Source organism: Leifsonia sp. TF02-11, from assembly GCF_017565305.1.
Classification (GTDB): Bacteria; Actinomycetota; Actinomycetes; order Actinomycetales; family Microbacteriaceae; genus Leifsonia.
Genome location: NZ_JAGEKP010000003.1, coordinates 199490 through 225806, shown reverse-complemented (window position 1 = coordinate 225806; position 26317 = coordinate 199490). Strand labels below are relative to the sequence as shown.

Annotated in this window: 26 protein-coding genes; 12 read left to right on the top strand and 14 right to left on the bottom strand. The window is 69.7% G+C overall.

The genetic code is table 11. The features are described 5' to 3' along the window. Window positions 1-46: 46 nt before the first annotated feature. The 3 genes from JNB50_RS03195 to JNB50_RS03185 are packed head-to-tail and all read right to left on the bottom strand — an operon-like array spanning window position 47 to window position 1701. Window positions 47-352, bottom strand: a complete 306-nt coding sequence (locus tag JNB50_RS03195; RefSeq protein WP_208038660.1) for an AzlD domain-containing protein — start codon at window positions 350-352, stop codon at window positions 47-49. Next, entirely contained in the window at window positions 349-1089 is a 741-nt protein-coding gene (locus tag JNB50_RS03190; RefSeq protein ID WP_208038659.1) for an AzlC family ABC transporter permease, read from the bottom strand. Before JNB50_RS03190 ends, JNB50_RS03195 begins: the two co-directional genes overlap by 4 nt. Window positions 1090-1098: 9 nt before the next feature. Continuing rightward, a complete protein-coding gene (locus JNB50_RS03185; RefSeq protein ID WP_208038658.1) occupies window positions 1099-1701 on the bottom strand; it encodes a TetR/AcrR family transcriptional regulator in 603 nt (200 codons plus the stop codon). A 90-nt stretch (window positions 1702-1791) separates the two neighbouring features. On the opposite strand from JNB50_RS03185, the gene JNB50_RS03180 reads away from it, so the two are divergent. Then, window positions 1792-3093 (top strand): MFS transporter, encoded by a 1302-nt coding sequence (locus JNB50_RS03180; protein ID WP_208038657.1) that lies wholly within the window; start codon window positions 1792-1794, stop codon window positions 3091-3093. Here JNB50_RS03180 and JNB50_RS03175 read toward each other — a convergent pair. The 3 genes from JNB50_RS03175 to JNB50_RS03165 form a co-directional block, all read right to left on the bottom strand. After that, on the bottom strand, window positions 3077-4096 hold the full coding sequence (locus JNB50_RS03175; RefSeq protein WP_208038656.1) for an NADPH:quinone reductase: 1020 nt from the start codon (window positions 4094-4096) through the stop codon (window positions 3077-3079). The two genes, JNB50_RS03180 and JNB50_RS03175, sit on opposite strands and share 17 nt — an antisense overlap. A gap of 33 nt (window positions 4097-4129) precedes the next feature. Continuing rightward, window positions 4130-5329 carry a MarP family serine protease gene (locus JNB50_RS03170; RefSeq protein ID WP_243767944.1) on the bottom strand — a complete coding sequence of 400 codons (1200 nt, stop codon included), beginning with the start codon at window positions 5327-5329 and terminating at the stop codon, window positions 4130-4132. A gap of 86 nt (window positions 5330-5415) precedes the next feature. Further along, on the bottom strand, window positions 5416-6339 hold the full coding sequence (locus JNB50_RS03165) for a DMT family transporter (protein ID WP_208038655.1): 924 nt from the start codon (window positions 6337-6339) through the stop codon (window positions 5416-5418). A gap of 72 nt (window positions 6340-6411) precedes the next feature. Here JNB50_RS03165 and JNB50_RS03160 point away from each other — a divergent pair, with 72 nt between their 5' ends. From JNB50_RS03160 to JNB50_RS03120, 9 genes are all read left to right on the top strand, one after another. Then, window positions 6412-7347 carry a LysR family transcriptional regulator gene (locus JNB50_RS03160; RefSeq protein WP_208038654.1) on the top strand — a complete coding sequence of 312 codons (936 nt, stop codon included), beginning with the start codon at window positions 6412-6414 and terminating at the stop codon, window positions 7345-7347. Between the two features lie 82 nt (window positions 7348-7429). After that, window positions 7430-8677 (top strand): ROK family transcriptional regulator, encoded by a 1248-nt coding sequence (locus JNB50_RS03155; RefSeq protein WP_208038653.1) that lies wholly within the window; start codon window positions 7430-7432, stop codon window positions 8675-8677. A gap of 138 nt (window positions 8678-8815) precedes the next feature. Continuing rightward, window positions 8816-10168, top strand: a complete 1353-nt coding sequence (locus JNB50_RS03150; RefSeq protein ID WP_208038652.1) for an extracellular solute-binding protein — start codon at window positions 8816-8818, stop codon at window positions 10166-10168. 1 nt (window position 10169) lies between these two features. Then, window positions 10170-11135 carry a carbohydrate ABC transporter permease gene (locus tag JNB50_RS03145; protein ID WP_208038651.1) on the top strand — a complete coding sequence of 322 codons (966 nt, stop codon included), beginning with the start codon at window positions 10170-10172 and terminating at the stop codon, window positions 11133-11135. After that, the gene (locus JNB50_RS03140; RefSeq protein WP_208038650.1) at window positions 11135-11971 is read left to right on the top strand and encodes a carbohydrate ABC transporter permease; all 837 of its coding nucleotides are present in this window, start codon (window positions 11135-11137) and stop codon (window positions 11969-11971) included. Before JNB50_RS03145 ends, JNB50_RS03140 begins: the two co-directional genes overlap by 1 nt. A 31-nt stretch (window positions 11972-12002) precedes the next feature. Further along, on the top strand, window positions 12003-15002 hold the full coding sequence (locus JNB50_RS03135) for a glycoside hydrolase family 38 C-terminal domain-containing protein (RefSeq protein ID WP_208038649.1): 3000 nt from the start codon (window positions 12003-12005) through the stop codon (window positions 15000-15002). 166 nt (window positions 15003-15168) lie between these two features. Beyond that, window positions 15169-15825, top strand: coding sequence for a response regulator (locus tag JNB50_RS03130; RefSeq protein ID WP_208038648.1), 657 nt, complete (start codon window positions 15169-15171; stop codon window positions 15823-15825). After that, a complete protein-coding gene (locus tag JNB50_RS03125; protein ID WP_307794582.1) occupies window positions 15822-17525 on the top strand; it encodes a hypothetical protein in 1704 nt (567 codons plus the stop codon). Before JNB50_RS03130 ends, JNB50_RS03125 begins: the two co-directional genes overlap by 4 nt. Window positions 17526-17844: 319 nt before the next feature. Further along, a complete protein-coding gene (locus JNB50_RS03120; protein ID WP_208038647.1) occupies window positions 17845-18987 on the top strand; it encodes a hypothetical protein in 1143 nt (380 codons plus the stop codon). 9 nt (window positions 18988-18996) lie between these two features. Here the strand turns inward: JNB50_RS03120 and JNB50_RS03115 are convergent, their stop codons facing one another. The 3 genes from JNB50_RS03115 to JNB50_RS03105 all read right to left on the bottom strand — a co-directional run bounded on the left by JNB50_RS03115 (window position 18997) and on the right by JNB50_RS03105 (window position 21552). Further along, a complete protein-coding gene (locus JNB50_RS03115) occupies window positions 18997-19542 on the bottom strand; it encodes a hypothetical protein (protein WP_208038646.1) in 546 nt (181 codons plus the stop codon). A gap of 76 nt (window positions 19543-19618) precedes the next feature. After that, complete coding sequence (locus JNB50_RS03110) at window positions 19619-20794, bottom strand: RtcB family protein (protein ID WP_208038645.1); 1176 nt, start codon at window positions 20792-20794, stop codon at window positions 19619-19621. A 302-nt stretch (window positions 20795-21096) separates the two neighbouring features. Then, the gene (locus JNB50_RS03105; protein WP_208038644.1) at window positions 21097-21552 is read right to left on the bottom strand and encodes an Lrp/AsnC family transcriptional regulator; all 456 of its coding nucleotides are present in this window, start codon (window positions 21550-21552) and stop codon (window positions 21097-21099) included. Between the two features lie 82 nt (window positions 21553-21634). Here JNB50_RS03105 and JNB50_RS03100 point away from each other — a divergent pair, with 82 nt between their 5' ends. Continuing rightward, complete coding sequence (locus tag JNB50_RS03100; RefSeq protein ID WP_208038643.1) at window positions 21635-22255, top strand: LysE family translocator; 621 nt, start codon at window positions 21635-21637, stop codon at window positions 22253-22255. 26 nt (window positions 22256-22281) lie between these two features. Here the strand turns inward: JNB50_RS03100 and JNB50_RS03095 are convergent, their stop codons facing one another. Then, window positions 22282-22944: an NUDIX domain-containing protein gene (locus JNB50_RS03095; RefSeq protein ID WP_208038642.1), complete on the bottom strand. Its 663-nt coding sequence runs from the start codon at window positions 22942-22944 to the stop codon at window positions 22282-22284. Continuing rightward, on the bottom strand, window positions 22941-23300 hold the full coding sequence (locus JNB50_RS03090) for a YciI family protein (protein ID WP_208038641.1): 360 nt from the start codon (window positions 23298-23300) through the stop codon (window positions 22941-22943). Before JNB50_RS03090 ends, JNB50_RS03095 begins: the two co-directional genes overlap by 4 nt. 604 nt (window positions 23301-23904) lie before the next feature. Between JNB50_RS03090 and JNB50_RS03085 the strand changes: the two genes are divergently transcribed. Beyond that, complete coding sequence (locus tag JNB50_RS03085) at window positions 23905-24624, top strand: hypothetical protein (RefSeq protein ID WP_208038640.1); 720 nt, start codon at window positions 23905-23907, stop codon at window positions 24622-24624. Window positions 24625-24711: 87 nt separating this feature from the next. On the opposite strand, the gene JNB50_RS03080 is transcribed toward JNB50_RS03085, so the two are convergent. From JNB50_RS03080 to JNB50_RS03070, 3 genes are read right to left on the bottom strand one after another with little or no spacing between them, the layout of a single operon-like run. After that, window positions 24712-25692 (bottom strand): YihY/virulence factor BrkB family protein, encoded by a 981-nt coding sequence (locus JNB50_RS03080; protein WP_307794581.1) that lies wholly within the window; start codon window positions 25690-25692, stop codon window positions 24712-24714. Next, window positions 25682-25885, bottom strand: a complete 204-nt coding sequence (locus JNB50_RS03075; protein ID WP_208038638.1) for a hypothetical protein — start codon at window positions 25883-25885, stop codon at window positions 25682-25684. Before JNB50_RS03075 ends, JNB50_RS03080 begins: the two co-directional genes overlap by 11 nt. After that, a complete protein-coding gene (locus JNB50_RS03070; RefSeq protein ID WP_208038637.1) occupies window positions 25882-26313 on the bottom strand; it encodes a phage holin family protein in 432 nt (143 codons plus the stop codon). The genes JNB50_RS03075 and JNB50_RS03070 overlap by 4 nt, the downstream gene beginning before the upstream one ends. Window positions 26314-26317: the final 4 nt, after the last annotated feature.

The window sequence follows — 26317 nt, the reverse complement described above, 5'->3', positions numbered from 1 at the left end:
CAGCACGTTACGGAGAGCCGCCGACACCGCCGCCGGAGGGAGCGGCTCAGGTCAGCAGGCGGATGAGCGCGGCGACGGCGGCCGCCGCCGGGACCACGATGATGAACGGAACGCGCAGGGCGTAGAGTCCCGCAGCGATGGCGATGGCGGGAAGCCGGGCATCCAGCTGAAGCGACTGACCGGCCCCGAAGGTCTGCACGCAGATCAGCGCTGCGAGCAGGGCTGCCGTGAGCAGGTCGCTCGTGCGCGCGACCGTCGGATGATCCAGCGCCTTGGGCGGGACCAGCCAGCCCACCGCCTTGAGTGCGAGTACGGCGATGGACGCGAGCAGGATGATGTTCCAGGTCGTCACGGCTCGACCTCCCGTTCCATCGGGATGGGATCGGGATGCCGTCCGTCGTCGCGCGTGCCGAAGAGGTTGAGTGCGCCGAAGACGATCGCGACCACTGCGGCGGCAAGGACCGGGAGCCCGGGCATCAGGAACGGGGTCAGCAGTGTGGCGACGAACCCGGCCGCGACGGCGACCGCCTGGGTCTGGCGGGCTCGGAGCCTCGGCCAGAGGAGTCCGAGGAACGCCGCGGCGGCGGCCGCGTCGAGGCCGTATGCCTTGACGTCGCCGATCAGGTTGCCGAGCAGAGCGCCGGCGAGCGTCATGATGTTCCACCCGATGTAGATGACGAGACCCGTGACCCAGAAGCCGATGCGCTGCGCGCGCGGTTCGGTCTGGGCGGTGGCGACGGCCGTCGATTCGTCGATCGTGAGCTGGGTCGCGGCTGCGCGCCTCCAGAAGCCGGGACCGATGATGCGCGACAGTCGCAGCGCATAGAACGAGTTGCGGATTCCGAGGAGGGCAGCGCCGGCGATCGCCGTCCCGCCCGCCGCGACGCCGCCGGAGGCGAGGACGCCGATGAGCGCGAACTGGGACCCACCGCTGAACATCACCAGGCTGAGGACACAGGCCTGCCAGACATCGAGTCCGGAGGCGGTCGCGAGCGCTCCGAAGGAGATCCCGTAGAGCGCCGTCGCGATGCCGACGGCCCAACCGGAGCGAGCGGCCGCGCGCTCGGGGGCGGTACGGGTGCTGGACATCTGTCGAGACTAGGGCGTATCTCCCGACGCCGCACCCCGGCGGGTCTCCTCATCGGCCGACCCGGCGCCCGCCCGGAACAGCCGGGCCACCATGTCGTCCGCCGTGCTGTCGCCGAGCGTCCACGGCTGGAAGATGACGCGGTTGATGATCGGCGCGATCACCACGTCCATGACGTCGTCTTCGGTGACGGCGGTCTCGGGGTGCCGTGCCAGCAGCTGCGCCGCCTCGGTGCGCCGGTTGCGCAGGCAGTCCGACGCGCGCTCTCCCGCCGCTCCGGCTCCGCCGCGGAGCAGGGCTGCATTGACCGGCTTGCGGAAGTGCGTGACGATTCCGCTCGCCCAGTCGCTGAGGTCGTCACGAAGATCGCCGCGCTCTGCGAGCGGGCGATCGGGGTCGAGGTGGTACGTGGCGATGTCGTTGAGCAGTGTGGGCAGGTCGCCCCAGCGGCGGTAGATGCTGGTGGGGTTGACGCCGGCGCGTTCGGCGATCATCGGCACGGTGACGCGCTCGCTGCCCTTTTCTTTGACGAGCTCTTCGACGGCGGTGCGCACGCTGTGGATGACCGCGGCGCTGCGTCCGCCCGTCCGCTTCGACGGTGTGGTCGTAGACATGGGAATAGCTTAAAGCAAATCTTGTTGCTTTTTGACAGATCCCACCCTATAGTCCATTAAAGCAACTATTTTTGCTTTTAGGAGGCTCAGATGTCCACTGCAGGAGACGCTTGCCCGTCCGTCGCGACCGGTGGAATCGCCGTCGCCCGGCCGCAGTCCCGCCCGGGCCGCCTGCGCCCCGCCCGACTCCGCCCTGTCGCCGCCTTCACGGGCACAGCCCTCGCGTTCGTCGCGGTCGCCCTCGCCGTCGGGGCGCCCAGCCCGCTCTTCGTGCTCTACCAGCAGGAGTGGGGATTCCCGTCGTGGCTGCTCACCGTCGCGTTCGCGATCTACGCGGTCACGCTCCTCATCACACTGCTGGTGGCCGGCTCGCTCTCCGATCACATCGGCCGGCGTCCTGTGCTGATCGGTGCGCTCGCTCTCCAGGCGGCTGCGATGCTGATGTTCCTGTTCTCGAAGGACATCGGCGCCATCATCGCCGCCCGCTCCGTGCAGGGCGTCGCGACGGGCGCGGCGATGAGCACCTTCACCGCCGCACTGGTCGAACTGGCGCCCGAGCGCCAGAAGAAGCTCGGGGCGACGATCGGATCCACCGCCCCGGTCGGCGGTATCGCGCTCGGCGCATTCTTCACCGGGCTCGCGGTGCAGTTCGCCGCCCAGCCGACCACCCTCGTCTTCGTGACGCTCGCACTGCTGTTCGTGGCCGGCATCGTCGTGGTCGCCGCGTCTCCCGAGACCGTCGCGCCGCGTTCCGGCGCTCTGCGGTCGCTCACCCCGCGCCTCTTCATCCCGCGGGCCGCGCGCGGAGAGTTCGTCGCGGCCCTCCCGCTGTTCGTCGCGACCTGGATGCTCGCCGGACTGTTCATCGGGCTCTCGCCCTCGATCCTGCACGGCGTCTTCCACCTCGACTCGGGGATCCTGAACGGTGCGATCGTGGCCGTTCCTCCCGCGGTCGGCGCCGTGGCGGGACTCCTGCTCACGCGGGCGCCGGCACGCACGACCACCGTGTGGTCGATGGCGGCCATTATGGTCGGGGTGGCGCTCGCAGCTGTCGGCATCGCGGGCGGGATCCTCGCTGTGCTGTTCGCCGGCGCCGTCGTCGCGGGCGCGGGATTCGGCGCCGGATTCTCTGCGATGCTGCGGATCATCGCACCGCTCGCCCCCAATGACCAGCGCGCGGAGCTGTTCGCCGGCGTGTTCCTCGTGAGCTACCTGGCCTACGGCATCCCCGCGCTCGCCGCCGGGGAGCTGATCGGCGCGATCGGTCTGCTGCCGACGGCCCTCGGATACACGGCCGCGATCGCCGCAGCCGCCGCGATCGCGATGGTGGTGCAGATCGTGCGGCTCGCTCGCTCCGCCGCGCCGGCGGAACCGGTCACGTCAGGTCGATGAGCACCTTGCCCACGATGCCGTTCTTCACGGCGTCGTGGGCGGCCGCCGTCTGCTCGAGCGGGAAGCGCGTGATCGGGAGGCCGTGCTCCGCACCGACGGGAAGGGCACCCGCCGCAGCCGCCGCGGCGACGGCACGGACCGCGGCCGCCTTCGCCTCGGGCGTCACCGTGTAGGTGAGGAGGAACTGCCAACGCAGGTTCTTCTGCATCGACGGGCGGATCGGGATCGTGACCTCGGCCGACCCCGGCGCGTCCGCGTAGCTCGCGATGGTGGCGTTGCGGCCCGCGATCCTCGTGTCGAGTTCGGCGTTCGCGCTCACGTTCACTTCCACCACGATGTCGACGCCGCGCGGCGCGAGCGCACCGATGGCCTCCGCCGTGTCCGGCTCGCGATAGTTCACGACGTGATGCGCGCCTGCGGCACGGGCGAGCTCGGCCTTCTCGTGGCTGCTCACGGTCGCGATGACCGTCGCTCCCGCCCAGACGGCGAGCTGGATGGCGGCGTGGCCGACGGCGCCCGCCCCGCCCGCGACCAGCACGGTGAGTCCGTCGAGAACGCCCGGGGCCAGCTCGGCCGGCACCGACTCGGACGACGTGAGCGCGCGGTGGGCAGTCAGGGCCGGGATGCCGAGCGACGCTCCGACGTCGAAGCTCACGTCGTCCGGGAGCGCGACGACCTGGTCGCTCGGGAGCACGACCAGCTCCTGTGCCGTGCCGTCCGGTCGCTGATAGGCGGCGTCCCACACCCACACCCGATCGCCGGGCGTCAGTCCGGAGACGCCAGGGCCGACCTCGTCGACGACGCCGGCGCCGTCCTGGTTCGGAACCTGGGGGCGCGGGAGCTCCGCGGAGCCGGAGCCTTGACGGGCCTTCCAGTCGGTCGGGTTGACGCCGGAGACGTGGATGCGCACGCGCACCTCGCCTGCGCCGGCGTGAGGTTCGGGGCGCTCGCCGAGCGTGAGGACGTCGGAATCACCGGTGGACGAATAGCTGACAGCCTTCATGCGTCCTAGCCAACCATGTGGAAAGCCCGTCCGTCAGCCCGCGGAGCACGCTCCCGAACTGATCGGCGTGGGGCCGACCGAGCCGAGCACCGGACGCAGCTCCTCGAGAGTGAGTGCGTACCCGGTCTCCGGGTCGACCGTCGAGCGCGCGAAGACCACGCCGACGACATCGCCGCTCCGATCGAGCAGCGGGCCGCCGGAATTGCCGGGGCGGATCGACCCGCGGAGCGAGTAGATCTGCCGCTCGACCGTTCCGCTCTGGTAGATGTCGGTGCCGCGGGCGGTGAGCTGGTCGCGGACGCGCTGCGGAGTGATCGTGAACGGGCCGTCACCGGGGTAGCCGGCCGCGTAAGCCTGATCGCCGGCGCCGAGATCCTGCCCGATGTCGAGTGCTGGCGCGCTCAGATCGGTGACGTCGAGCACGGCGAGATCGCGCTCGGGGTCGAACGCGACGAGCGTCGCCCGGTCGACGGTGGTGCCGCCGGACTCGCGCACGACGATCGACGATGCACCGGCCACGACGTGCGCGTTCGTGACGACACGGCCGCGCTGCACGATCCACCCACTGCCCTCGGAGTCGACGCCGCAGGCCGGCTTGGAGGCCAGCACGGTCACGACGGACTGCTGCGCATTCGCCACCGCTGCGGGAACGGTGGAGTCCGGCGGCTGGATGCTCTTGATCGACTCCCCGCCCTCGAACACCTTCGGGAGGCCGGCGCCGGCCAGAGCATCGTCGACCGCGCCGAGTACCGTCGAGGAGGGGAGCGGCGCGATGCTGTTCAGGGTGGAGACCACCCGGGACGAGTCGGCGGCCTGCACGACGGTGGCAAGGCTGGTCGCCATGGCGAACCCCGCGACGAGCCAGACCACGACGGCCCAGGTGACGAAACCGAGCACGGCGCCGATCAGCGAGTCGACCCAGCGGATCGGCCCACGCCGCAGCACCTTGCCGATCACCGAGGCGGCGGCGGTTGCGAGCGCGTAGACGACGGCGGCGCAGACGAGCAGCACGACAGCGGCCACGATGGAGCGCTGGCTGACCCCGGTGAGCCCGGAGGAGGCCATCCAATCGACGACCATCGGCGCGAGCAGGAGGCCGAGGGCCAGGCCGACGCCGAGGCCGATCAGCGCACCGGCGGCCCGGATGGCACCGTTGCTCCAGCCTGCGGCCACCGCGAGGACGGCGAGCACCAGCAGCACGACGTCGACCACGATCTCCACGCGACTCACCATGCCCCACCAGGCTGGGCGCGGGCTGGGGTGCCGGTGCACGTCGGCGGTGGTTCTCCTCCAGGTCCTTCAGGTCCGCGTCCGCCTGGTCATCGCGGGGTGGAGACCGAGGCTGCGATCCCCGGCGGCGCGGTCCCGCGGGGCGCCGGGCTGAGTCCGATCACCGCGACACCGGCGATCACGACGGCGCCGCCGAGCAGTTCGGCGGGCTGCGGGACCTCCCCGAGCCAGACCGCCGCGATCCCCACGGCGACCGGCGACACGAGGTAGAGCAGGGAGGTCGCGGTGGCCATCGGCAGGCGCGCGACGGCGTAGCCCCAGAGCACGAACCCCGCGGCGGAGGGCAGCAGGCCGAGGTAGGCGGCACCGAGCCAGGCGTCCGGTCCGGCGGAGGTCAGCGCAGGGAGCGACCACGGCAGCGCGGCCAGCAGCGGGATGAGGCCGGCGACCATCGCGTACGTGGCGACCTCCAACCCGGAGTAGCGGCGGAGGAGCGGCTTGGTGAGCGGGTGGTAGATGCCCTGGACCACCATCGCCGCCAGTACCAGCCAGACCGCTCCGCTCAGCGTGAGACCCGATCGTGCGAGGGAGACGATCGCGACGCCGCCGAGCGCGACGCCGCCGCCGATCAGCTTGAGCGGGGTGAGGCGCTCGCCGAAGGCACCGGCCGCGATGGCCACGCTCACGAGTGGGGCCGCGGCGACGATGAGGCTTGCGGTGCCCGCGGGCACGGTGAGCTCCCCGGCGGTCAGGAGCACCTGGTACGCCGCCATCCCGATCACGCCGCAGGCCGCGATGAGCGGAAGGTCGCGGCGGGCGGGGAGGCGCACACCGGCGAACGGTGCGACGGCGAGCAGGGCGAGGCAGGCGATCGCCGTGCGCACGAGCGCCAGTCCGAGCGGCCCGAGCGCGGGAGCTGCGGCGCGGATGGCCGGGAAGGCGCTGGCCCACAGCACCACGACGAGCAGCCCCGCTGTGACGATGCGGACGCGTGCAGTGGTCGCCGAGCTCATGCTTCCACCCTGAGTGCGTACATTCGAAAAATCCATTTACTTTGTCTGGTGGAACACGTAAGAATCGATGATGTGTTGGACGCGAGAAAGCTCCGGATGCTGGCCGAACTCGACAGGCTCGGCACGGTCGCGGCCGTCGCCGCAGAACTGCACCTGACCCCGCCGGGCGTGTCGATGCAACTGGCAGCCCTGGAACGCGAGCTCGGCCTCCCGCTCACCGAGCGCCGGGGCAGGGGTCTTGCGCTCACGGCGGCGGGCCGCACGCTCGCCGCCCACGGAGGCGCGGTCTCCGACCTCCTGTCCCTCGCGGAGCTGGAGGTGGCGGCCCTGCGCGACGGCGCGGTCGGAACCTATCGCGTGGGAGCCTTCCCGTCGATCGCGCGCACCGTGGTGGCCGAGGCCTGGCGGACGCTGAGCGGGGACGACGGTCTCGGGATCCGGATGGAGCTGCTCGAGTTCGAGCCGCGCGACGCGCTGTCGGCGCTCGCCGCCGGTGAGGTGGACATCGCCCTCACCCACGCCTACTCGAACATGGCGGAGACGGTCGGCCCCGGCTTCGTCGCGACGCTCATCGCGGTCGAGCCGGTCTGGCTCGCGGTGCCGGCGAGTGACCCGGTCGTCACCGATGGCCCGGCGGATCTCGGGCGGTTCGCCGACCACGACTGGGTCGTGCCGCACCGGCGCTGGACCTGCTACGAGATGACCGAGCGGGCCTGCGGCCTCGCGGGTTTCGCTCCGCGGTCGGTGGCGGAGGCGACCGACTTCGCCGTCCTCCTCGCCCTCGTCAGCGCCGGCGCCGGCGTCGCGCTCGTGCCCGAGCTGACCGTCGCCGACGTTCCCGACGGCGTGCGGTTGATTCCGCTCGCGGCCCCGGTCGTTCGCAACGACTACGCCGTCATCCGGGCCGGCTCCGCGACCGATCCCGGGCTGCTGCGCGTGCGCTCGCTGCTGGGCGAGACAGCGGCCGGACTGCTCGCCGAGCGTGAGCGGACGTCCGTCCGCCGCTGACCGTCGCGCGGAAGCCGACCGGCGCGTGGGTATATTACGAGAAAGCGCCGGGTGCCCCGAAGCCCCGCGCGGAGGAGGAGCCGTGCCCAAGGGAGCGAACCTCCCGGCGATCGCCGCGTTCAACGAGACCGTGGTGCTCGACGCGGTGCGCCGCTCGGGACGCGGTCTGAGCCGGGTCGAGCTCGCCTCCGTCACCGGCCTCTCCGCCCAGACGGTCACCAACGTCACGCGCCGGCTGCTCACCCAGGGTCTCATCCGGGAGGCCGGCAAGCAGAACGAGGGCAGCCCGGGCAAGCCGCGCACGTTGCTGCGCCTTGACCCGGCGGGCGCGTACGCCGTCGGCGTGCACCTCGACCCGACCGTGATCACCTGCGTGCTGCTCGACCTCGAGGGTGAGGTCGTCGAACACATCCGGCGGCCGTCGCCTCCCGACGGCGATGCGAAGGAGACGCTGGCGGTGATCCTGGAAGCCATCGGCTCCGTGCTCGCGACGCCGGGCGTGGATCCATCGAGGGTCATCGGGGTGGGCGTCGCGGCCCCCGGACCGATCGATGCGGAGACCGGGGTGGTGGTGCGGCCTCCGCTGATCCCGGGCTGGAACGACTTCCACCTCCGCGACGAGCTCACCAGCGCGACCGGGTTGCCGTCGCTGGTCGCCAAGGATGTGATCAGCGCGGCCGTCGCCGAGCGCTGGCGCGACCCGGCAGGAGCCAGCAAGGACTACGCGTTCGTCTACTACGGAACCGGCGCGGGCATCGGGCTCGTGCTGAACGGCGAGGTGTACACCGGATCGACCGAGAACGCGGGCGACGCCGGCCACGTCCTGGTCGATCCCGGTGGCGCGCTGTGCGCGTGCGGCCGCCGCGGCTGCTGGGGCGAGTCCGTGCGTCCCCAGCGCTTGGTCATGCAGGGGCTCTGGGCCGGCGTGCTGAAGCCTCCCGGCGGTGAGACGGTCGTCGACGGGACCGACCTCGACCTCGACGTGGAGGTGGTGGACACGCTGTTCACCCAGCTGACCGCTGCCGCCGACGCCGGCGACGAGCGCGCCGCGGCCATCATGGACCGGTCCATCCGGAACACGGCCTTCTACCTCTCGAACCTCGCCGCGCTGCTCGACATCGACCGTGTGGTCTTCGGCGGCCCGTCGTGGTCGCGGGTCGAGAGAGGCTTCCTCGAGCAGCTGCCGGCCAGGATGGCTGAGATCGACATGAGCATCCTCACGCACCCGGTGCTGCTCCAGGGCACCGCGGTCGGTGAAGACGTCGCGGCCGTCGGCGCCGCGTGCCTGGTGCTCGACGAGACCTTCTCGCCGCGCGTCGGGCGGCTCTGACCGGTTCTCCGGCTGTCCCCCGACCGAGGGGAAGACGGCAACTTCTGCGTAGCTCTTGATCTATAAATCAAATTGATTTATAAATTACGAAGAGTCCACGGCACGGGAGCCGGTGGACCTCAATGCAAAGGAGCATCGATGAAGCGAAGCAGGGTACTGGCCGCAGCAGTTGCCGCAGCCGCTCTCGTCGCGTTGGCGGGCTGCTCGTCCTCGTCCGGGGGCGGCGACGGCAAGACGGTCAAGGTCGCCTTCCAGGATTACGGGTCGGACATCATGTCCAACTTCATGAACAAGGCCAAGACCGACTTCGAGAAGGCGAACCCCGGCTCGAAGATCACCCTGGTGCCGATCAAGGCCGCGGAGAACGACTACTACACCAAGCTCGCCCTGATGAACCGGGCGGCCACGACCGCGCCCGACATCATGTCGGAAGACACCTTCCTCATCCGTGCCGACGCGCAGGCCGGCTACCTCGCGCCGCTCGACTCCTACGTGTCGAAGTGGTCGGACTGGTCGAACTTCTTCGACAACGCCAAGGACGCGGGCAAGGGCGACGACGGCAAGGTCTACGGCATCCCCACCGGTACCGACACGCGCGGTCTCTGGTACAACAAGCAGATCTTCGAGAAGGCCGGCATCCCCACACCGTGGCAGCCGAAGACCTGGGACGACGTGATCAGCGCCGCCAAGAAGATCAAGGCCGCCGATCCCGGAGTGATCCCGCTCAACATCTTCTCGGGCAAGGCCGCCGGTGAGGCGAGCTCGATGCAGGGCTTCGAGATGCTCCTCTACGGAGCGAGCGAGAAGGGCCTCTACGACGACTCGACCTCCAAGTGGATCACCGGCTCGAAGGAGTTCACCGACTCCCTCGACGTGATCAAGGAGGTCTACCAGGGCGGACTCGGCCCGAGCCAGGAGATCACCAGCGACACCAACTACCAGAACACCGTCAACAACCAGCTGGTGCCGCAGGGCAAGCTGGCCATCAACCTCGACGGATCGTGGGCCTCCAACGCGTGGCTGCCCACCGGCGCCACCCCATGGGCCGATTGGGACAAGGTCATGGGCGTCGCCAAGATGCCGACGCAGAAGGGTCAGGAGCCCGGCTCGATCAGCCTCTCCGGCGGCTGGACGTTCTCGATGGGCGCGAAGAGCTCGGCGAAGGACCTGGCCTGGAAGTTCATCACCTTCCTGACCGACAAGCAGCGTTCGCTGGAGTACAACATCAACACCGCGGGCATCCCGGTGCGCAAGGACGTCGCGGACGACGAGAAGTACAAGACGTCCAACCCGACGTCCGAGTTCTTCTCCTCCCTCGTCGCGGTCACCAAGTTCCGCCCCGCGACGCCGGACTACCCCAAGATCTCCAACGGCATCCAGGTCGCCATGGAGTCGGTCATGACCGGCCAGGCATCGCCGGCCGACGCCGCCAAGACCTACGACGACACCGTCGTGGGGATCGTAGGCAAGGACAAGACGGAGTCGAAGTAAGGTGACTTCCACTCTGGATGCCGTCGGCTCCGACGCGCGCGGCCGGACCACCCCGGTCCGGCCGCCGCGCGGCCGGCAGAAGGCACGTTCGCGCGCGCACACCCGGCGTTCCCTCGCCCGGGCCGTCCCCCTGGTCCCGGCGATCGGCCTCTTGGTCGTCTTCCTGGTCGGGCCGATCCTCTCGTCGTTCTACGGCTCGTTCACCAACATGTCGCTCACCGGCTCGTCGGCGGCGTCGGCGCAGTGGGTGGGCCTCCAGAACTACATCGACCTGTTCAAGAGCCCGGACTTCCCGGTCTCGGTGTGGCTGACGCTGGTGTTCCTGATCGGCTCGGCGGTCATCGGCCAGAACGTGGTCGGCATGGTGCTCGCCCTGCTGATGCGCAACGGCAGCCGCTGGGTCGGCGCCCTCGTCTCGACGTTCGTGGTCGGCGCCTGGGTGCTGCCGGAGATCGTGGCGGCGTTCGCGTCGTACGCGTTCTTCAGCCAGCACGGCACGCTCAACGCCATCCTCGCCGGCTTCGGCGTCACAGGCCCCTCGTGGCTGTTCGCCTTCCCGATGCTGTCGATCATCCTCGCCAACACCTGGCGCGGCGCCGCCTTCTCGATGCTGGTCTACTCGGCCGCGCTGCAGGAGGTGCCGCCCGAGATCACCGAGGCCGCGGAGGTCGACGGCGCCAACGGCGTCAAGCGGTTCTTCCTGGTGACGCTGCCGATGATCCGACGCAGCATCTCCACCAACCTCATGCTCATCACGCTGCAGACCCTCTCGGTCTTCACACTCATCTACGTGATGACAGGAGGCGGGCCGGGCAACAAGAGCATGACCCTTCCCGTGCTGGCCTACCAGGAGGCGTTCAAGTTCTCCGAGCTCGGCTACGGCACGGCCATCGCGACCATCCTGCTGCTCGTCGGCGCGGTCTTCGCGATCGTCTACGTGCGCGCCCTCAAGACGGAGGTGGACTGATGAAGCTGTCCTCGCCCAACGGCATCGCCCTGAAATGGACGGCCAACATCCTTCTGCTGCTCATCGGCGTCGTCTTCGTGCTGCCACTGGTGTGGGTCGTGCTGGCGTCGTTCGACGGGAGCGCGACCCTGTCGGTCGCCTGGCCCAAGGAGTGGACGCTCGAGAACTTCCAGAAGGTGCTCACTCCGGAGCTCGCCTTCGTCCCGCTGTGGAACAGCCTCCTGCTGTCCGCCGGGTGCGCGATCGTCACCGTGGTCATCGCGGTGCTCGCCGCCTACCCGCTCTCGCGGTACCGCAACCGCTTCAACCGGCCGTTCCTCTACGCGATCCTGTTCGGGACCTGCCTGCCGATCACCGCGATGATGGTGCCGGTCTACAGCCTCTTCGTGTCGCTCAACCTGATCGACTCGCTCGGTGGGACGATCCTGTTCATGGCGGCGTCGTCGCTCCCCATGGCGATCTGGATGACGAAGAACTTCGTCGACTCGGTGCCGATCTCCCTCGAGGAGGCGGCCTGGGTCGACGGCGCCTCGAGCATGAAGACGCTGTGGACCGTGGTGGTACCGCTGGTGCGCCCCGGGATCGCCGTCGTGTTCATCTATGTGTTCGTCGCTGCCTGGGGCAACTTCTTCGTCCCGTTCGTGCTGCTGCTCAGCCCCGGCAACCAGCCGGCTGCCGTGAGCATCTTCACGTTCTTCGGGCAGTACGGCGCTGTGGCCTACGGCCAACTCGCCGCGTACTCGCTCATCTACTCGGTGCCTGTCATCGCTCTCTACGTGATCGTCTCGCGCTCCCTCGGTGGCTCGTCGGCGCTTGCCGGAGCGGTCAAGGGCTGAGCCGTACCTCTTATATAGAAGGAGTCGTCGTTTGTACCAGCAGAACCAGCTCGCCGAGTTGCGGGTCGACCGTTTCGTCCGCGAGCGCCTGACGCCCGCCCTCGAGCGGGCCTCCGTGCCGGTGGCCGTGGAGATGTGGGAGGTGCCGGACGAGCCGGTGCCCTTCGCACGCGCGGTGCAGGGCCCGTTCGAGCCCTTCTCCGTCGGCCGGCCGTGGGGGCGGCCGTGGGGGACGGTCTGGTTCCGCATCACCGGCACGGTGCCCGCCGAGTGGGAGGCCGACCCTGCGGAGGTCGAGCTCGTGGTCGATCTCGGCTTCACCGCGGGGCAGGTCGGCTTCCAGGCGGAGGGTCTGGTCTGGGCGGCCGACGGCACGATCGTGAAGGCGCTCGAGCCGCTCAACAACTACGTGCGGTTGCAGGCGGCGCCGGGGGAGTCGTTCGAGCTCTTCGTCGAGGCGGCGTCGAATCCCGACGTCGGCTCGGACTGGTCGTTCCGCCCGACGCCGGTCGGCCGTAAGTCGACGGCGCCGACGGCCTCCATCTACACGCTGCGGCGCATCGACGTCGTGCATCGCGACAGCGAGGTCTGGGAGCTGATCCAGGACATCTTCACCGCGCGCGGACTGGCGGCGTCGCTGCCGGACACGTCGCCACGACGCGCAGCCCTGTTCGCCGCCCTCGACGATGCCGTCGTCGCCGTCGACCCGTTCGCCGTGTCGGCCACGGCCGCCCGTGGGCGGGCCGCACTCGCCCGCGTGCTCGCCTCGCCGGCCGCCGCCACGGCGCACCGGGTCTTCGCCGTCGGCCACGCGCACATCGACTCGGCGTGGCTCTGGCCGGTGCGCGAGACGATCCGCAAGTGCGCGCGCACCTTCTCCAACGTGCTCGACCTGATGGAGCAGGATCCGGACTTCGTCTTCGCCTGCTCGTCGGCGCAGCAGTTCGCGTGGATGCAGCAGTACTACCCGGAACTGTTCGAGCGCATCCGGGCGCGCGTCGCCGAGGGGCGGTTCATCCCGGTCGGCGGGATGTGGGTGGAGTCGGACACCAACCTCCCCGGCTCGGAGGCGATGGCCCGGCAGTTCGTGGAGGGCAAGCGCTTCTTCGCCGAGGAGCTCGGCCACGAGCCGCGCGAGGTCTGGCTGCCCGACTCGTTCGGGTACTCGGGCGCGCTTCCGCAGATCGCGCGCGCGGCCGGGATGGACCACTTCCTCACGCAGAAGATCTCGTGGAACGAGGTCAACCGCTTCCCACACCACACGTTCGAGTGGGAGGGCATCGACGGGACGCGCATCTTCACGCACTTCCCGCCGGTCGACACCTACAACTCCGTCCTCTCGGGGGAGGAGCTGGCGCACGCCGAGCACAACTTCGCCGACAAGGGCAGAGCGAACACCTCCCTGGTGCCGTTCGGATTCGGCGACGGAGGCGGCGGCCCGACCCGCGAGATGGTCGCCGCCGCCGCGCGCACGGCCGACCTGGAGGGTTCGCCTACCGTGCGAGTCGCATCGCCCGCCGCGTTCTTCGCAGCCGCGCGCGCCGAGTTCGATCCTGCGCCGGTGTGGGCGGGGGAGCTCTACCTCGAGTTCCACCGCGGCACGTACACGTCCCAGGCCCGCACCAAGCAGGGCAACCGGCGCAGCGAGGCTCTGCTGCACGAAGCGGAGCTCTGGGCGGCAACGGCCGCCGTTCGCGCGGGGGCGGAGTATCCGGCGGACGAGCTGCGCGAGGCCTGGCGCACGGTGCTGCTGCAGCAGTTCCACGACATCCTGCCCGGATCGTCGATCGGCTGGGTGCACGACCAGGCGGTCGAGAACTACGCGGCCGTCGCCCGGAGCCTGGAGGGTGTGATCGCCCGGTCGCTCGCCGCGCTCGGCGCCTCCGGCGACTCCGGCGACGGGTCGGGCGCCGTCGCGAACGCGTCGCCGTACGCCGTCGACGGCGTCGCCCCCGGAGGCATCGGCATCCCGAGCCGGGGAGCGGACGTGCGCGTCGAGCGCGCGGGAGACACCGTCCGCCTCGTGAACGACAGGATCGCGGTCACGGTCGACGCCGACGGCCTCATCCCGTCGATCGTCGACACGTCGACCGGGCGGGAGGCCGTGCCCGCGGGCACGCGCGCCAACCTCCTGCAGCTCTTCCGAGACACCCCGACCCAGTGGGACGCGTGGGATGTCGACGTCGAGTACCGACTGTCCGGCGAGGACCTCACGGCGATCGAGTCCCTCGACGTCGTGACGGAGACGCCGCAGCTCGCCGCCGTCCGGCTGGTGCGCCGGTTCGGCGAGTCCACCGTGACGCAGACGCTGAGCGTGGCCGGCGGCTCGTCGGCACTCGACATCCAGACGCACGTCGACTGGCATGAGCGCCAGCGCATGCTGAAGCTCGGCTTCCCCGTCGACGTGCACACCACCTCGGCGCGATCGGAGATCCAGTTCGGCCACATCGACCGCCCGACGCACACCAACACCACCTGGGACGTCGCGCGCTTCGAGACCAGCGCGCACCGCTGGGTGCACGTCGGCGAGTCGGGCTTCGGGGTGGCCGTCGCCAATGACGCCACCTACGGTCACGACATCACGCGGCACGAGCGGGAGGGCGGGGGAACCTACTCGCTCGTGCGGCAGACGCTGCTGCGGGCGCCGCTCTTCCCCGACCCGGAGGCGGATCAGGGCGCGCACACCCTCCGCAGCTCGATCGCGGTCGGCGACGTCGACGCGGCCATCGAGGCCGGCTACCGCCTCAACCTGCCGCTGCGTCCGGCCGCCGCGGCCGCGGAGCCGCTCGTGGCCTCCTCGTCGGCAGCCGTCGTCGTCGAGACCGTGAAGCTCGCCGAGGACGGCTCGGGTGACGTGATCGCACGGCTGTACGAAGCCCACGGATCGCGCGCGGAGACCACGCTCGCCGTCGGTTTCGCACACGAGCGCATCGATCGCACCGATCTGCTCGAGCGCACGACCGGTGAGGGCTCGACCACGCTGACCCTCCGGCCTTTCGAACTCGTCACGCTGCGGTTCGTCCGCGGCTGACGCCAGACCGCCCGCCCCGGGCCGCGCGAACCCCGGGGCGGGCAACATCGTCTCCCGTCGCGCCTCGCCTCGCCGTCCGCCCCGCTCCCGAACTGGGGTGTGCGAACGGCGAGGAACGGCCACTCCGTGCGGTTATTCTGTGCAGACGACGGGGGAGGTGGGCAGGATGACGGCGACGTGGCGCAGGCGCGTTCTCGTGGTCGAAGACCACGCCTTGCTGCGTTCGCTCGTCGCCGATGCGTTCACCCAGCGCGGGTTCGAGGTCACGGCGTCACCGTCGGCCGTCGAGGCTCTCCGCGTCCTCGACCACGCCGACCCTGACCTGCTCGTGACCGACATCGATCTGGGATCCCGGCCGAACGGTGTCGAGTTGGCCACCATCCTGCGTGAGCGCGCACCGCAGATCGCGGTCCTGTTCCTCAGCAACCTGTCCCTGGAGGCCGCCGCGGCGCAGGCGCGCGACACCGTCGCGGGAGCCTCGTTCGTGAACAAGGGCGCGATCGCCTCCGTCGACGAGCTGGTGGATGCCGCCGAGGCGGTGCTCACCGACCGGCCTGTCCGGCACCTGACGGGAGCGGATGGAGCGCAGGGCGCGCTGCTGCGCCTGAGCACGGCCCAGCGGGAGACCACGCGACTGCTGGCCGAAGGTCTGACCAACGCCGAGATCGCCCGCAGGCGCGGTGTCTCGGTCCGGGCGGTCGAGAAGAGCGTCGAGCGGGTCTTCCAGGCGCTCGGGCTCGTCGGCGACGACACGACCGCTCCCCGGGTCGCCGCGGCGACCCTTTACACCGCCACCTACGGCAATCCCCGGTCCGGGCTGTGAGAGCCACCGCCGTCATCGCCAGACGCCTGATCGCCCAGGCGACGGGACCCTCCGCGGTCACCATCTGGACCTGGCTGGTCACCGCTCCGATCGCGCTGACCGTGATGGCGGGGCTGCAGTACGTGACCGGCGGGCTGGGAGCGGGCGTCGCCGTCGCCGCCGTCGAGCATGTCGCCGTCGGTCTGCTCCTGATCGCGCTGTGGCTCCTGCTGCTGGTCGTCCCGCCGTCGGCGCGCGCCGCGACGGTGTTCGCCGCGTTCGCGGTGATCGGCGTGCTGCGTCCCCTGCTGTTCCTCGGAGCGGGCCAGCTGCTGCACATCCCGGTCACAGCCGGCAACCTCGGCGGTCGGATCCTGATCAACACGGTGACCACCATCGTGATGTTCTCGCTGATCGCCGTCGCCGTGCAGCTGGTGCGCGACCACACCGGGGTGTACCGCAGGCTGCGCGCGGCGCGGGAGGCCTCCGCCCGCGACGCAGAGCGCGCAGCGGCGCGGGTGCGTGAGCTCCGCCACTCGGCCGTCGACGCCGTGCTCGAGCAACTCGAGGACGCGACGCGCAACGCGGCGATCCGGGGCATCCCTCCCGGCGAGGCCGCATCGCTGCTGCGCGGTCTCGCGGAGGAGGTGGTCCGGCCTGCGAGCCACCGCATCTACGACGAAGAGTTCGACGATGCGGGCGATGGCCTCCCTCCGGATGACACCACCGACCTGCAGCCCGTGCGTCGGCGGGAGTGGATCGCGTCGGTCTTCGGCGCGATGCGGGCGGCGCCCCCGGTGGCGCTCGCCGTGCTGTTCGCCGTCCTCGTGCTGCCGTTCGGCGTCTGGCAGTACGGTGTGCTCTTCGTACTGCCGCCGCTCGTCTGCGGCTTCGCCGTGCTCGCCGGCGGCAATGCGGTGATGGTGCCGCTCGTCCGCAGCGCGCCTCCCGTGCTCCGCCTGTTCGTCGTGCTCGTCGGATACGCACTGGTGGGCGTCTTGTTGTCCGCGACGAGCGAGCTCGTGATCCGGCTGCTCGGCGGGGACCCGCGCCTGGTCTGGTTCGAAGCCGCGACCTACTGGGTGGTGGCCTTCGCCGTCGCGTTCGTCGCCTCGCTGACGGCCCGCGTGCGCCGCGACCAGAGCGAACTGGAGGCAGCCGTCCAGTCGAACATCCGTGCCGCCGCCGCCACCCGCTCGGCCCTGGAGCGCGAGCGCGCCGCGCTCGCCCGCCTCCTGCACTCCGGTGTGCAGTCGGAGCTGATCGCCGCGGCGCTGGCGCTGGGATCCGGTTCGGGGCAGGACGCCTCCGCCGAACTCCGTGACGTCGTCGGCAAGGTCCGCGCCGAGCTGAGCGCACCGCGCGACGAGCCGGAGGCCGCGGAGCGGATCGCAGCGCTCGTGGAGAGCTGGGGTTCCGCCATCCCGTTGCGGTCGTCCATCGGCGACGTCTGGGACCGCTTGCGCGAACCGGGAAGGGCGGAGGCGGTGGTCGACGCGATCTCGGAGGGCCTCGCCAACGCCGTGCGACACGGCGATGGCACACCGGTGACTCTGGAGGTGAGCCCGGTACCGCCGAACGGGGTCTCTGTCCTGGTCGTCTCGGGGGGTGCGCTGGCGTCGGCGAGGCCGGGGATCGGCCTTCTCCAGCTCGCCGAACGCGGAGAGGTCGCGCTGCGCGAGAGCGCCGGTCGCGTCGAGCTCGCCGTCGCCATCCCGTAGGCCCCGCGCCTGTCGTAACAGCCGTACCCGCCCGTCCTCGCGCGGATCCGCGGAGCTATCTTCGTGACTATCGGACCCGCATCCGAGATCAATCCGGGCCCGGGGTGCTTCTGCGTGACCCGAACGCGCGGGATGCGCCCCGACCCCGATTCTCCTTCCTGCTCAGGCGTTCGCCATTTCTCGTCGGTCGGACGTTCTCGTCGGATCTATTCATCCGCATTGATAGAACGTCCAGCCGAAATGAGGTAGAAATGGTTGGTACGCCTGAAGCCGTCGTCCCCCCCACGACGCCTCGACCCGACCGTCCAGGAAGTTTCGCTTGCCCAAGTCGCCTGCCCCTCTGCGGCCTCGCCGCAGCTATCGGGCACCCGTCGTCCTCGACGTGGACGCGCAGACGCAGGCGGTCGCCGACCCGGTGAGCGACTTCACGCGAGGCGATTTCCTGGCGCCGTCGACGCCCGCCGTCCCGGCGCCTGCTGCGTCGAGTCGGCGTGCAGCCCTGGAGGCCGAGCGCTCCCGACCGCGCCGCGCGCAGAAGGCTGGTGCGAAGAAGGTCGTCCGTGAGCGCGTCGTCGTCAAGCCGACGCGGCTCTCCCGGGCCGACCGTCGCGCCGCCGCTGCGCTGCCGACGACGGTGCCGGAGACGCACGTCTCGGCCGGCCCGTCGGTCGCCGATCCGCGCGACCCCCGCCACCCGCGGCGGGGCATCTTCGTCGAGAACCGCCGCCGCCGCAGCTTCCACGTCTTCGTCCTCGTCGCTCTGACGGCCTTCTTCGGCACCGCGGCCCTGCCCTCCTATGCCAGCACTGGGGAGGCCACCACCGCCGGATCCGCTCGCACCGCGCTCGCCGTGCAGACGTTGACCGGTGGCGATGCGACCGCTCAGGTCGTCTCCCGCGACGGCCTCGGCATCGCCGAAAGCCCGCAGGCGCTCGACTCCACCACCAACAGCACGGTGTCCCCGACCGTCCAGGCTCTCGCCGTGCAGCTCATGGGCGCCGTCGCAGCGGGCCGACTCGTCGGCTCCACCCCCAACCACATCCCCGAGATCGCCAACCTCGCCGAGGGCAAGGTGGTGCCGAACTGCGGCGTCGACTACCGCGTGCTTCAGGCCATCTCGGTCGCGCTCGACAACTTCAGCCAGGTCGGCATCAGCGACATCAACCGCAAGTGCACCGGCCAGATCGAAGGCGCGGGCACGGAGTCGGCGCACTATGCCGACGGCGGTGGCCACGCTGTCGACTTCTACCTCCTCAACGGCTCGGCGCTGACGGGCGGCGACTCGCGCTCTGTGCAGCTGATCCACCTCCTCGACCCGCTCGTCCCGAGCGGAACCGGCCTCGGCCAGGTCGAGTGCCGCGCCTCCATCAGCCTCGAGCACTTCGCGCCGTTCTCCGACACCTGCAACCACCTGCACATCGACTTCCTGAAGTCGTCGGGGGCGACGCTCCGGTACGGGTGATCGCTGCGGTCAGATCGGGCGCCAGTCATGCGACGCATCCCGGTCGAAACCCTCGGCGGCCAGACCGTTCTCGTCCAGTGCGTTGAACACGTGAAGGTCGCCGCGATCGGTGGCCAGCCAGAGGCCCGTCGTGAGCCACGCCGCGGTTCTGTCCGACCGATTGTCGGCGTTCCACGTCTCGAAGAGGAAGCTCGTCGTACGGACCTCCCTCACGGCGCCACCGATCAGGGCCGCCAGCGGGGCATGAGCGTTCCGACGCCATTCGAGCGGCCAGTCCACCCAGGTGCTCGGAGGCTCGTTCACATCGATCGTGTCCCACGTGAGCGAGAGATCATCGAACTTCTTCCACGAGACCTCCAACTGGGAGCCGTCGTCGAAACGCATGACCACCGGGAGGTCGGCGAACCAGTCCTCGTCGACGATCCACACCGTCCATCCCTCGACCAGTCGACGTCCGACCAACGCACGAAGCCGCGCGGCATGGCCCTCGAACTGCTCGTCGGCCGGTCGGAAGTCCGGTCGCCATCCCGAGACCTGCGGATCCCACGGGCTCATGGCTGCCCGCTCTCGCACCGGCGGACGCGGGGTCGCGTCGCCGAAACGACACGACCCCGCGTGATTCCCCCTGCCATCAGTTCCCCTTCACGTTGACGATCTGTCGCAGCGTGTGCCGGATCTCCACGAGGTCCGCCGCGTCCGCCATCACCTGGTCGATCGGCTTGTAGGCCTGGGGGATCTCGTCGAGGAACGCGTCCGTGTCGCGGAACTCGATCCCGGTCATGGCCTCACGCAGCTGGTCGATCGTGAACGCCTTGCGGGCGGCCGACCGCGAGAACTGCCGCCCGGCGCCGTGCGGCGACGAGTGCAGTGCGAGCGGGTTGCCCCGGCCTGCGACCACGTAGGACGCCGTCCCCATCGAACCGGGGATGAGGCCGAGCTGGCCCTCCCTGGCCGAGATGGCGCCCTTGCGCGACACCCACACCTCCTTGCCGAAGTGACGCTCGCGCTCCGTGAAGTTGTGGTGGCAGTTGATGCGCTCACGCTCCACGACCGCCGTACCGAAGTACTCCTCGGTCTGGCGGACCACGCGATCCATCATCTCCTCACGGTTGAGCAGCGCGAAATGCTGCGCCCACCGCAGTTCCGCGATGTACGCGTCGAACTCCGGCGTGCCCTCGACGAGGTAGGCCAGATCACGATCCGGGAGCTCGATCCACCACTTCTCCATCAACGTCTGGGCGACCTTGATGTGGTGGCCGGCGATCCGGTTACCCACGCCGCGAGACCCGGAGTGCAGGAACAGCCACACAGTGTCGGTCTCGTCCAGGCTCACCTCGATGAAGTGGTTGCCGGATCCGAGCGAACCGAGTTGACGCTGCCAGTCCTTCACGTGGTCGGCCGGTTCGAGCCCGATGTCGTCCGCCATCCGGATGAGCTCGTCGACGCGCGGCTGAGCGGTCGCGACCACCCGGTTGTTCTTGCCGCCGGCCGAGAGCGGAATCGCGCGCTCGATCGCCTCACGCAGTGCCGACAGCGGGGCGGCGACACTCTCGACGTCCTCCCGCGTGAACTGGGTGCGCACAGCGATCATCCCGCAGCCGATGTCTACACCCACGGCGGCGGGCATGACGGCGCCGAGGGTGGGGATGACCGAGCCGACCGTCGCACCGAGGCCCAGGTGCGCATCCGGCATCAAGGCGAGGTGGGGGTGGATGAACGGCATCCGCGAGGTGGTGACCGCCTGGTCTCTCGTCCGGTCCTCCAGCAGGGAGGCCCAGTTGAGCAGGCGGTTCGAGATTCTCTCCATTGTCCTTTCGTCTCTTCTCAGGGGTGGGCCGGGACGGTCCACGCTCCCCGATGTGACGGGAGAGATGAAGGGACAGCCCCGGTAAACGGCCGGGGCTGCGGGCATCCGCGGATGCGGTGCTACAGACCCCGAGAGCGCTCGCTCAGTCGGAGGGTGCGCTGATAGCGCTTCAGATCAGCGGAATTCCGCATCCTGGTTCCCTCCTTCGTGAGCGTGCCGCCGGGGCCGTCTGCGCCGGGCGGCGCAGGGTTCCTGACCATACACGGTCAGGGGTGGCGTGTCCAGCATCTGCTGTCACCCCCTCACCCCAACGGCACCCCCGCCCCCGCACCCAGCCGCTTCATCACCAGCGTCGACGTCATCCGCTGGATGCCAGGGAGGCCGCCGAGCGGGCCGTCGTAGAGCTCCTGGTAGGCGGCCAGGCTCGGGGTGAGGATGCGCAGCATGTAGTCGGGGTCGCCGAAGAGACGTTCGGCCTCCGTGACGTTCGGGATGGCGACCACGGCCTCCTCGAACGCTCCGACCGTGTCCGGGTCGGTTCGGCTGATCGTGACGAAGACGATCGCCTCGAAGGTGAGGCCGACGGCAGTCGGCGACACGACCGCTCGGTACTGCTCGATGACGCCGGACTGCTCCAGCTCGCGCACGCGCCGGTGGCACGCGGACAGGCTGAGGCCGACCCGGGAGGCCAGCTCGGTGACACTGATCCGGCCGTCCTCCTGCAACGCTGAGAGAATCTCCCGATCCAGATTGTCCATGCAGAAGATTCTGCTACACGAACCGCGATTCGGCCGCAGATTTCGAAGCACCTTTCGCGTTCTTTCGCGTAGCTTCTCCGCCATGGACCTCGCACTCGTCGCGCAGTTCTGGACCATCGCCGTCCTGCTCGCACTGACCCCCGGAGCCGACTGGGCGTACGTCATCGGCGCCGGCCTGCGCGCACGCTCCGTGGTGCCGTCCATCCTCGGAATGCTGACGGCCTACGCGATCGTGATCGCGGGCGTCGCCATCGGCGTCGGTGCGCTCGTCACGCAGTACCCGGTGGTCCTCACCGTGCTCACCGTGGGCGGTGGCGCCTACCTGATCTGGCTGGGCATGAACGCCCTCCTGCGCCGCGTGGAGCCGGTCGGCCCGCACGGCGAGCCCATCGCCGGCAGCGCGCGGGCGCAGTTCCTGCGCGGCGCGGGTGTCAGCGGCATCAACCCGAAGGGGCTGCTCCTGCTGCTGGCGCTCCTCCCGCAGTTCACCAGCCCGGGCGGGATGCCCGCCGCGGCGCAGATGCTCGTGCTCGGCGCACTGCACCTCGCGGACATCGCCGTGATCTACACGGTCGTCGCCCTCCTGGCGCGCCGGCTGCTCCGTTCACGCCCGCGCGCCCTGGTGGTCGTCGCCAAGCTGTCGGGAGCGATGATGGTGCTCATCGGCACCAGCCTGCTGGTCGAGCGGTTCCTCCACGGCTGACGCGACGCGTCAGCGCTCGAAGACAATCAGCGCTCGAACAGATTCAGCGCCGCCCACTGCAGCAGGATGACCGTCTTGCCGTCGACGATGCGCCCGTCGGCGATCATGGCGAGTGCCTCGTCGTACCCGACGGTCACCGGCTCGATCTCCTCGCCCTCCTCGGCGAGCCCGCCGCCTCCCACGATCGCGGCAGGAAGGTACTCGGCTGCGTAGAAGTGCACGCACTCGGTGACCGAGCCGGGACTCATGAACAGGTCGAAGAGGTGCTCGAGCGCGCCCACCTGCACACCGAGTTCCTCGGCGGCCTCCCTGCGGATCGCCTCCTCCGGCGCGTCGCCGTCGAGGAGTCCGGCGGCGGCCTCCACCAGCATCCCGTCGGGGTGGCCGTTGACGTAGGCGGGGAGGCGGAACTGGCGCGAGAGCAGCAGCGTGCGCCCGACGGGGTCGTAGAGCAGCACGGTCGCCCCGTTGCCGCGGTCGTAGGTCTCCCGGGAGTGCGTGGCCCACGCGCCATCGCGGCCGCGATAGTCGAAGGTCGTCCGACGGAGGACGTGCCACCCGTCCGAGACGACCTCCACGTCGCGGATGCGCACGTCGGGGTTGCCGGTGGTGTCGAGTCCCGTGCGGTTGAGGCCTGTGCGGCCGCGGCTGTCGGGGAGGTCGTGGCCGGGTCGTCCGTCAGAGCTCATGCAGTGAGCGTATCGGGCGTTCCTTCCGAGCGGATGTACCCTCCGATCACCTCGCGTACCTCCACCCCGCCACCCTGCCAGGTCGCCGGGTTGCGACGCGCGATCGCGAGTGCGGCCTCCCGATCCGCGGCCTCGACGATGCCGAGTCCCGCGATGATCTCCTTCGACTCGGTGTAGGGGCCGTCGGTCGTGCCGGTGCCCCTGATCGAGGTCGACTCCGTGAACGGGGCCAGCGCGAACGCGGCGACCAGCTCGCCGTCACGGATCATGTCCTCCGTGTGGCGGTCGTGCTCGGCGAGCTCCTCAGGTGTTCCGGCGATCCCATTGCCGTAGATGAAGATGGCGAACTGAGCCATGATCGGTCCTCTCTGTCGCGTGTCGTCGATGTGAGTCGTTCACCGGAACGTCGAACGGTCGACGCCGGATTCGACAATATCGATTCCGCTTGAAGTGGTTGTGAGTAAAACTTCACATGCTTTATGATCGCTGGTGTGCTGTTCACGAAAGATCCGGCTCTCCGTGTGGGAGCCAGGAGCAGCCGACGTAAGAACGGAGAACACAAGTCGTGAGGTTTAGAAACTACGTGGAGCAGGAGTCTCCGAGAAGGTGGAGAGCGAAGGTCGCCGGTGTTGCAGTCCTCTCGATCGTCCTGGGGGCCACGGCGGTTCCCATTGCCGCGTCAGCGAAGAACACCTATTACGCGGACATGCTCGCCTCGAGCCGCGATCAGATCCGACAGACTAAGTCACCGCTGAATATTCGTGGTGCGCAGGGGTCCGCAGCGACGAACATTTTCCAGTTCCACCTGACAAACACGGCTGGAGCGGGCTGGTTGCTCGCGGGAGCCTCCAGCGAAAAGGGCGGAGGACTGGGCTTCGTGCACACTCCGTACAGCCCTGGCTACAGCAATTGCTGGTGGGCCAACGCTCAAGCAAAGACCACGGGGCAGATCGGACTGACATGCTACGCGATCAGCTGACCCTCGAAGGTAGCCGGGGCCGGGTGCTTCTGGGCGCTGCCGCATGCGTGCTCACGGTCGGCATCGGCGCATCGGTGGGCGTTACCGTCGCGACAGCGGATGCTCGGCCCGATGGGCCGTCTCCGGAGCGGGTAATCGCCGTATTGGATGAGCCCGCGGACGCATTCCCGGCGACCATCGACACCGATGAGCTGATCAGGGGCGGGATCGATCGGAGCACCCTGCAGAAGCTCGGGTCGGAGGGCGCGAAGTCGTTCTGGACGGGAGTCGACAATGCTGGTGACATCTGTCTGATCACGATCCTTGACGTCCGGCTCACCACGGCCGCCTCGTGCAGCACTCCGGCGAATGTGGAAGAGAAGGGGCTCGACCTCACCGCTGCCGGCGACAACCGGCAACCGGACTACGACCCGGTCGTGATCGTCCTTCTCCCCGACTCGGCCACGGCCGACCCCGTCGCGGAGGAGTCCTACACCAGGGTCTCCGAGTCGTTCGTGGAGTCCGTTGCCGAGCAAGCCAAGAGTCGGCCGCAAGCGCAGCAACGCAGCTACGACAAGATCCACACCCCGAGGAAGAACCCGTGGAAGAAGCACGGCTCCAACCTGCTGGTCGCCAAGCAGTCCGAGGTTCCGAAGGACGTGCGGTACGACTTCGGCCGCAAGCGCGGGCACAGCGGGCCGAAGATCAGTTACCACGGCTGATCCGTGACCGGACAGGGATGGTGCACGAGGATCACAGCACCCTCCTGTCCGTGCCTGTCGCCTGCCTGGGTGCAGACGCGGACACCCTTACCGGAACCGCCGCCGGATCGCGCGCGCCGCCAGGACGTCTGCCGCGTCGGCATCTTTCGCCTTCTCGATCGCCTTCTCGGACTTGAGTGGAAGCACCCTGCCCTCCTCGACGCGGGCGCCGCGTACCAGGTCGCGCGCCCTCGCGATCTCCGAGTCGAGCTCGGCGCCGAGGAGGAGCGCGACGTTCGCGATCCAGATCCACAGCAGGAAGACGATGATCCCGGCCAGGGTGCCATAGGTCTTGTCGTAGCTGCCGAAGTTCGCCACGTAGAACGCGAACAGTGTCGACGCGATCCCCAGCACGACGATCGCCACGACGGCGCCGGGCGTCAGCCAGCGGAACCGCGGTTGGCGCACGTTCGGGGTCGCCGAGTAGAGCAGGGCGACCAGGAGGACCAGCGCCACGACGACCACGGGCCAGCGGAGGATCGACCATGCGGTCTTCGCCGCCTCTCCCAGGCCGAGAGCGTTGCCGAGGGCCTCCGCGATCGGTCCGGACACCACCAGGAGCACAGCCACCACGGCGATCAGTACGAGCGACGCCAGCGTGACCCCGAGCTGGACGGGGCGCAGGGCGAACGCGCTCCGACCCTCCTGCACGCCGTAGATCCGGTTGAGAGCGCGGCCGAACCCGCCCACGTAGCCGGATGCCGACCAGATCGCGCCCACGACGCCGATCACGAGCGCCCAGCCGGTCGCCGGCGACGACGCAAGGCTCTCGATCGGCTGCTTGACCACGGTCAGCATTCCGGGCGCCAGCTCGTCCACCATCCCGAAGAGCGCATCGATGCCGGCCTGGCTCTGGCCCACCAGCCCCAGGATGCTGACCAGCGCGATCATCGCCGGGAACAGTGAGAGCACGCCGAAGTAGGTGAGGCCGGCGGCGAGGTCCGTGCAGGCGTGCCGGCCGAAACTGCGCAGGGTTCGCTTGAGGATGTATCCCCAGGGAAGGCGTCGCCAGGAGATGTCAGCGGCCACGCGAGAGTCCTCGCGCCACGAGGGCGGCCGCACCTCCTACGACGGCGAGGAACACGGCGGCCGATACGACCGGGTGCGAACGGATCTGCACGAGCGGGTTGAAGGTCGCGAAGATGTCGTCGAGCGTCGTCGCCAGCTCGTCGCGCGTCTGCTCCAGCTCGAGCTTGAGCGTGTTCATCCCTTTGCCGCTCACGGCTGCTCCCCTCGCAGTGCCTGCGCATCGGCTTTCAGCTCCGGCCCGAGATCGTCGGGGACCGGAGGTACTCCCCGCTTGAGCATCGCGCGTCCGACGAGCGCGAGGACGATCGCCACGACGATGAGGATGCCCGCGACGATGAGCGCGGCCAGCCAGCCGGGCACGATCAGGCTGAACGCGAAGACGGCCGCCGTCACGAGCACGCCCAGCGCGAAGAACACGAGCACGAGGGCGCCCACGAGCAGGCCGGCGCCGATGCCCGCGGCCTTCGCCTTCGCCGCCATCTCTGCTTTGAACAGTGCGAACTCTGCGGTCAGGAGGTGCTTGAGCTGGGCGGTCGCGTCGCGCGTCAGCTGTGGCAGCGGCCGCAGTCCGCGCGTGGTCCGGCGGCGCTCGCGGGGGAGCGCGGTCTTGTGTTCGCTCATTCCG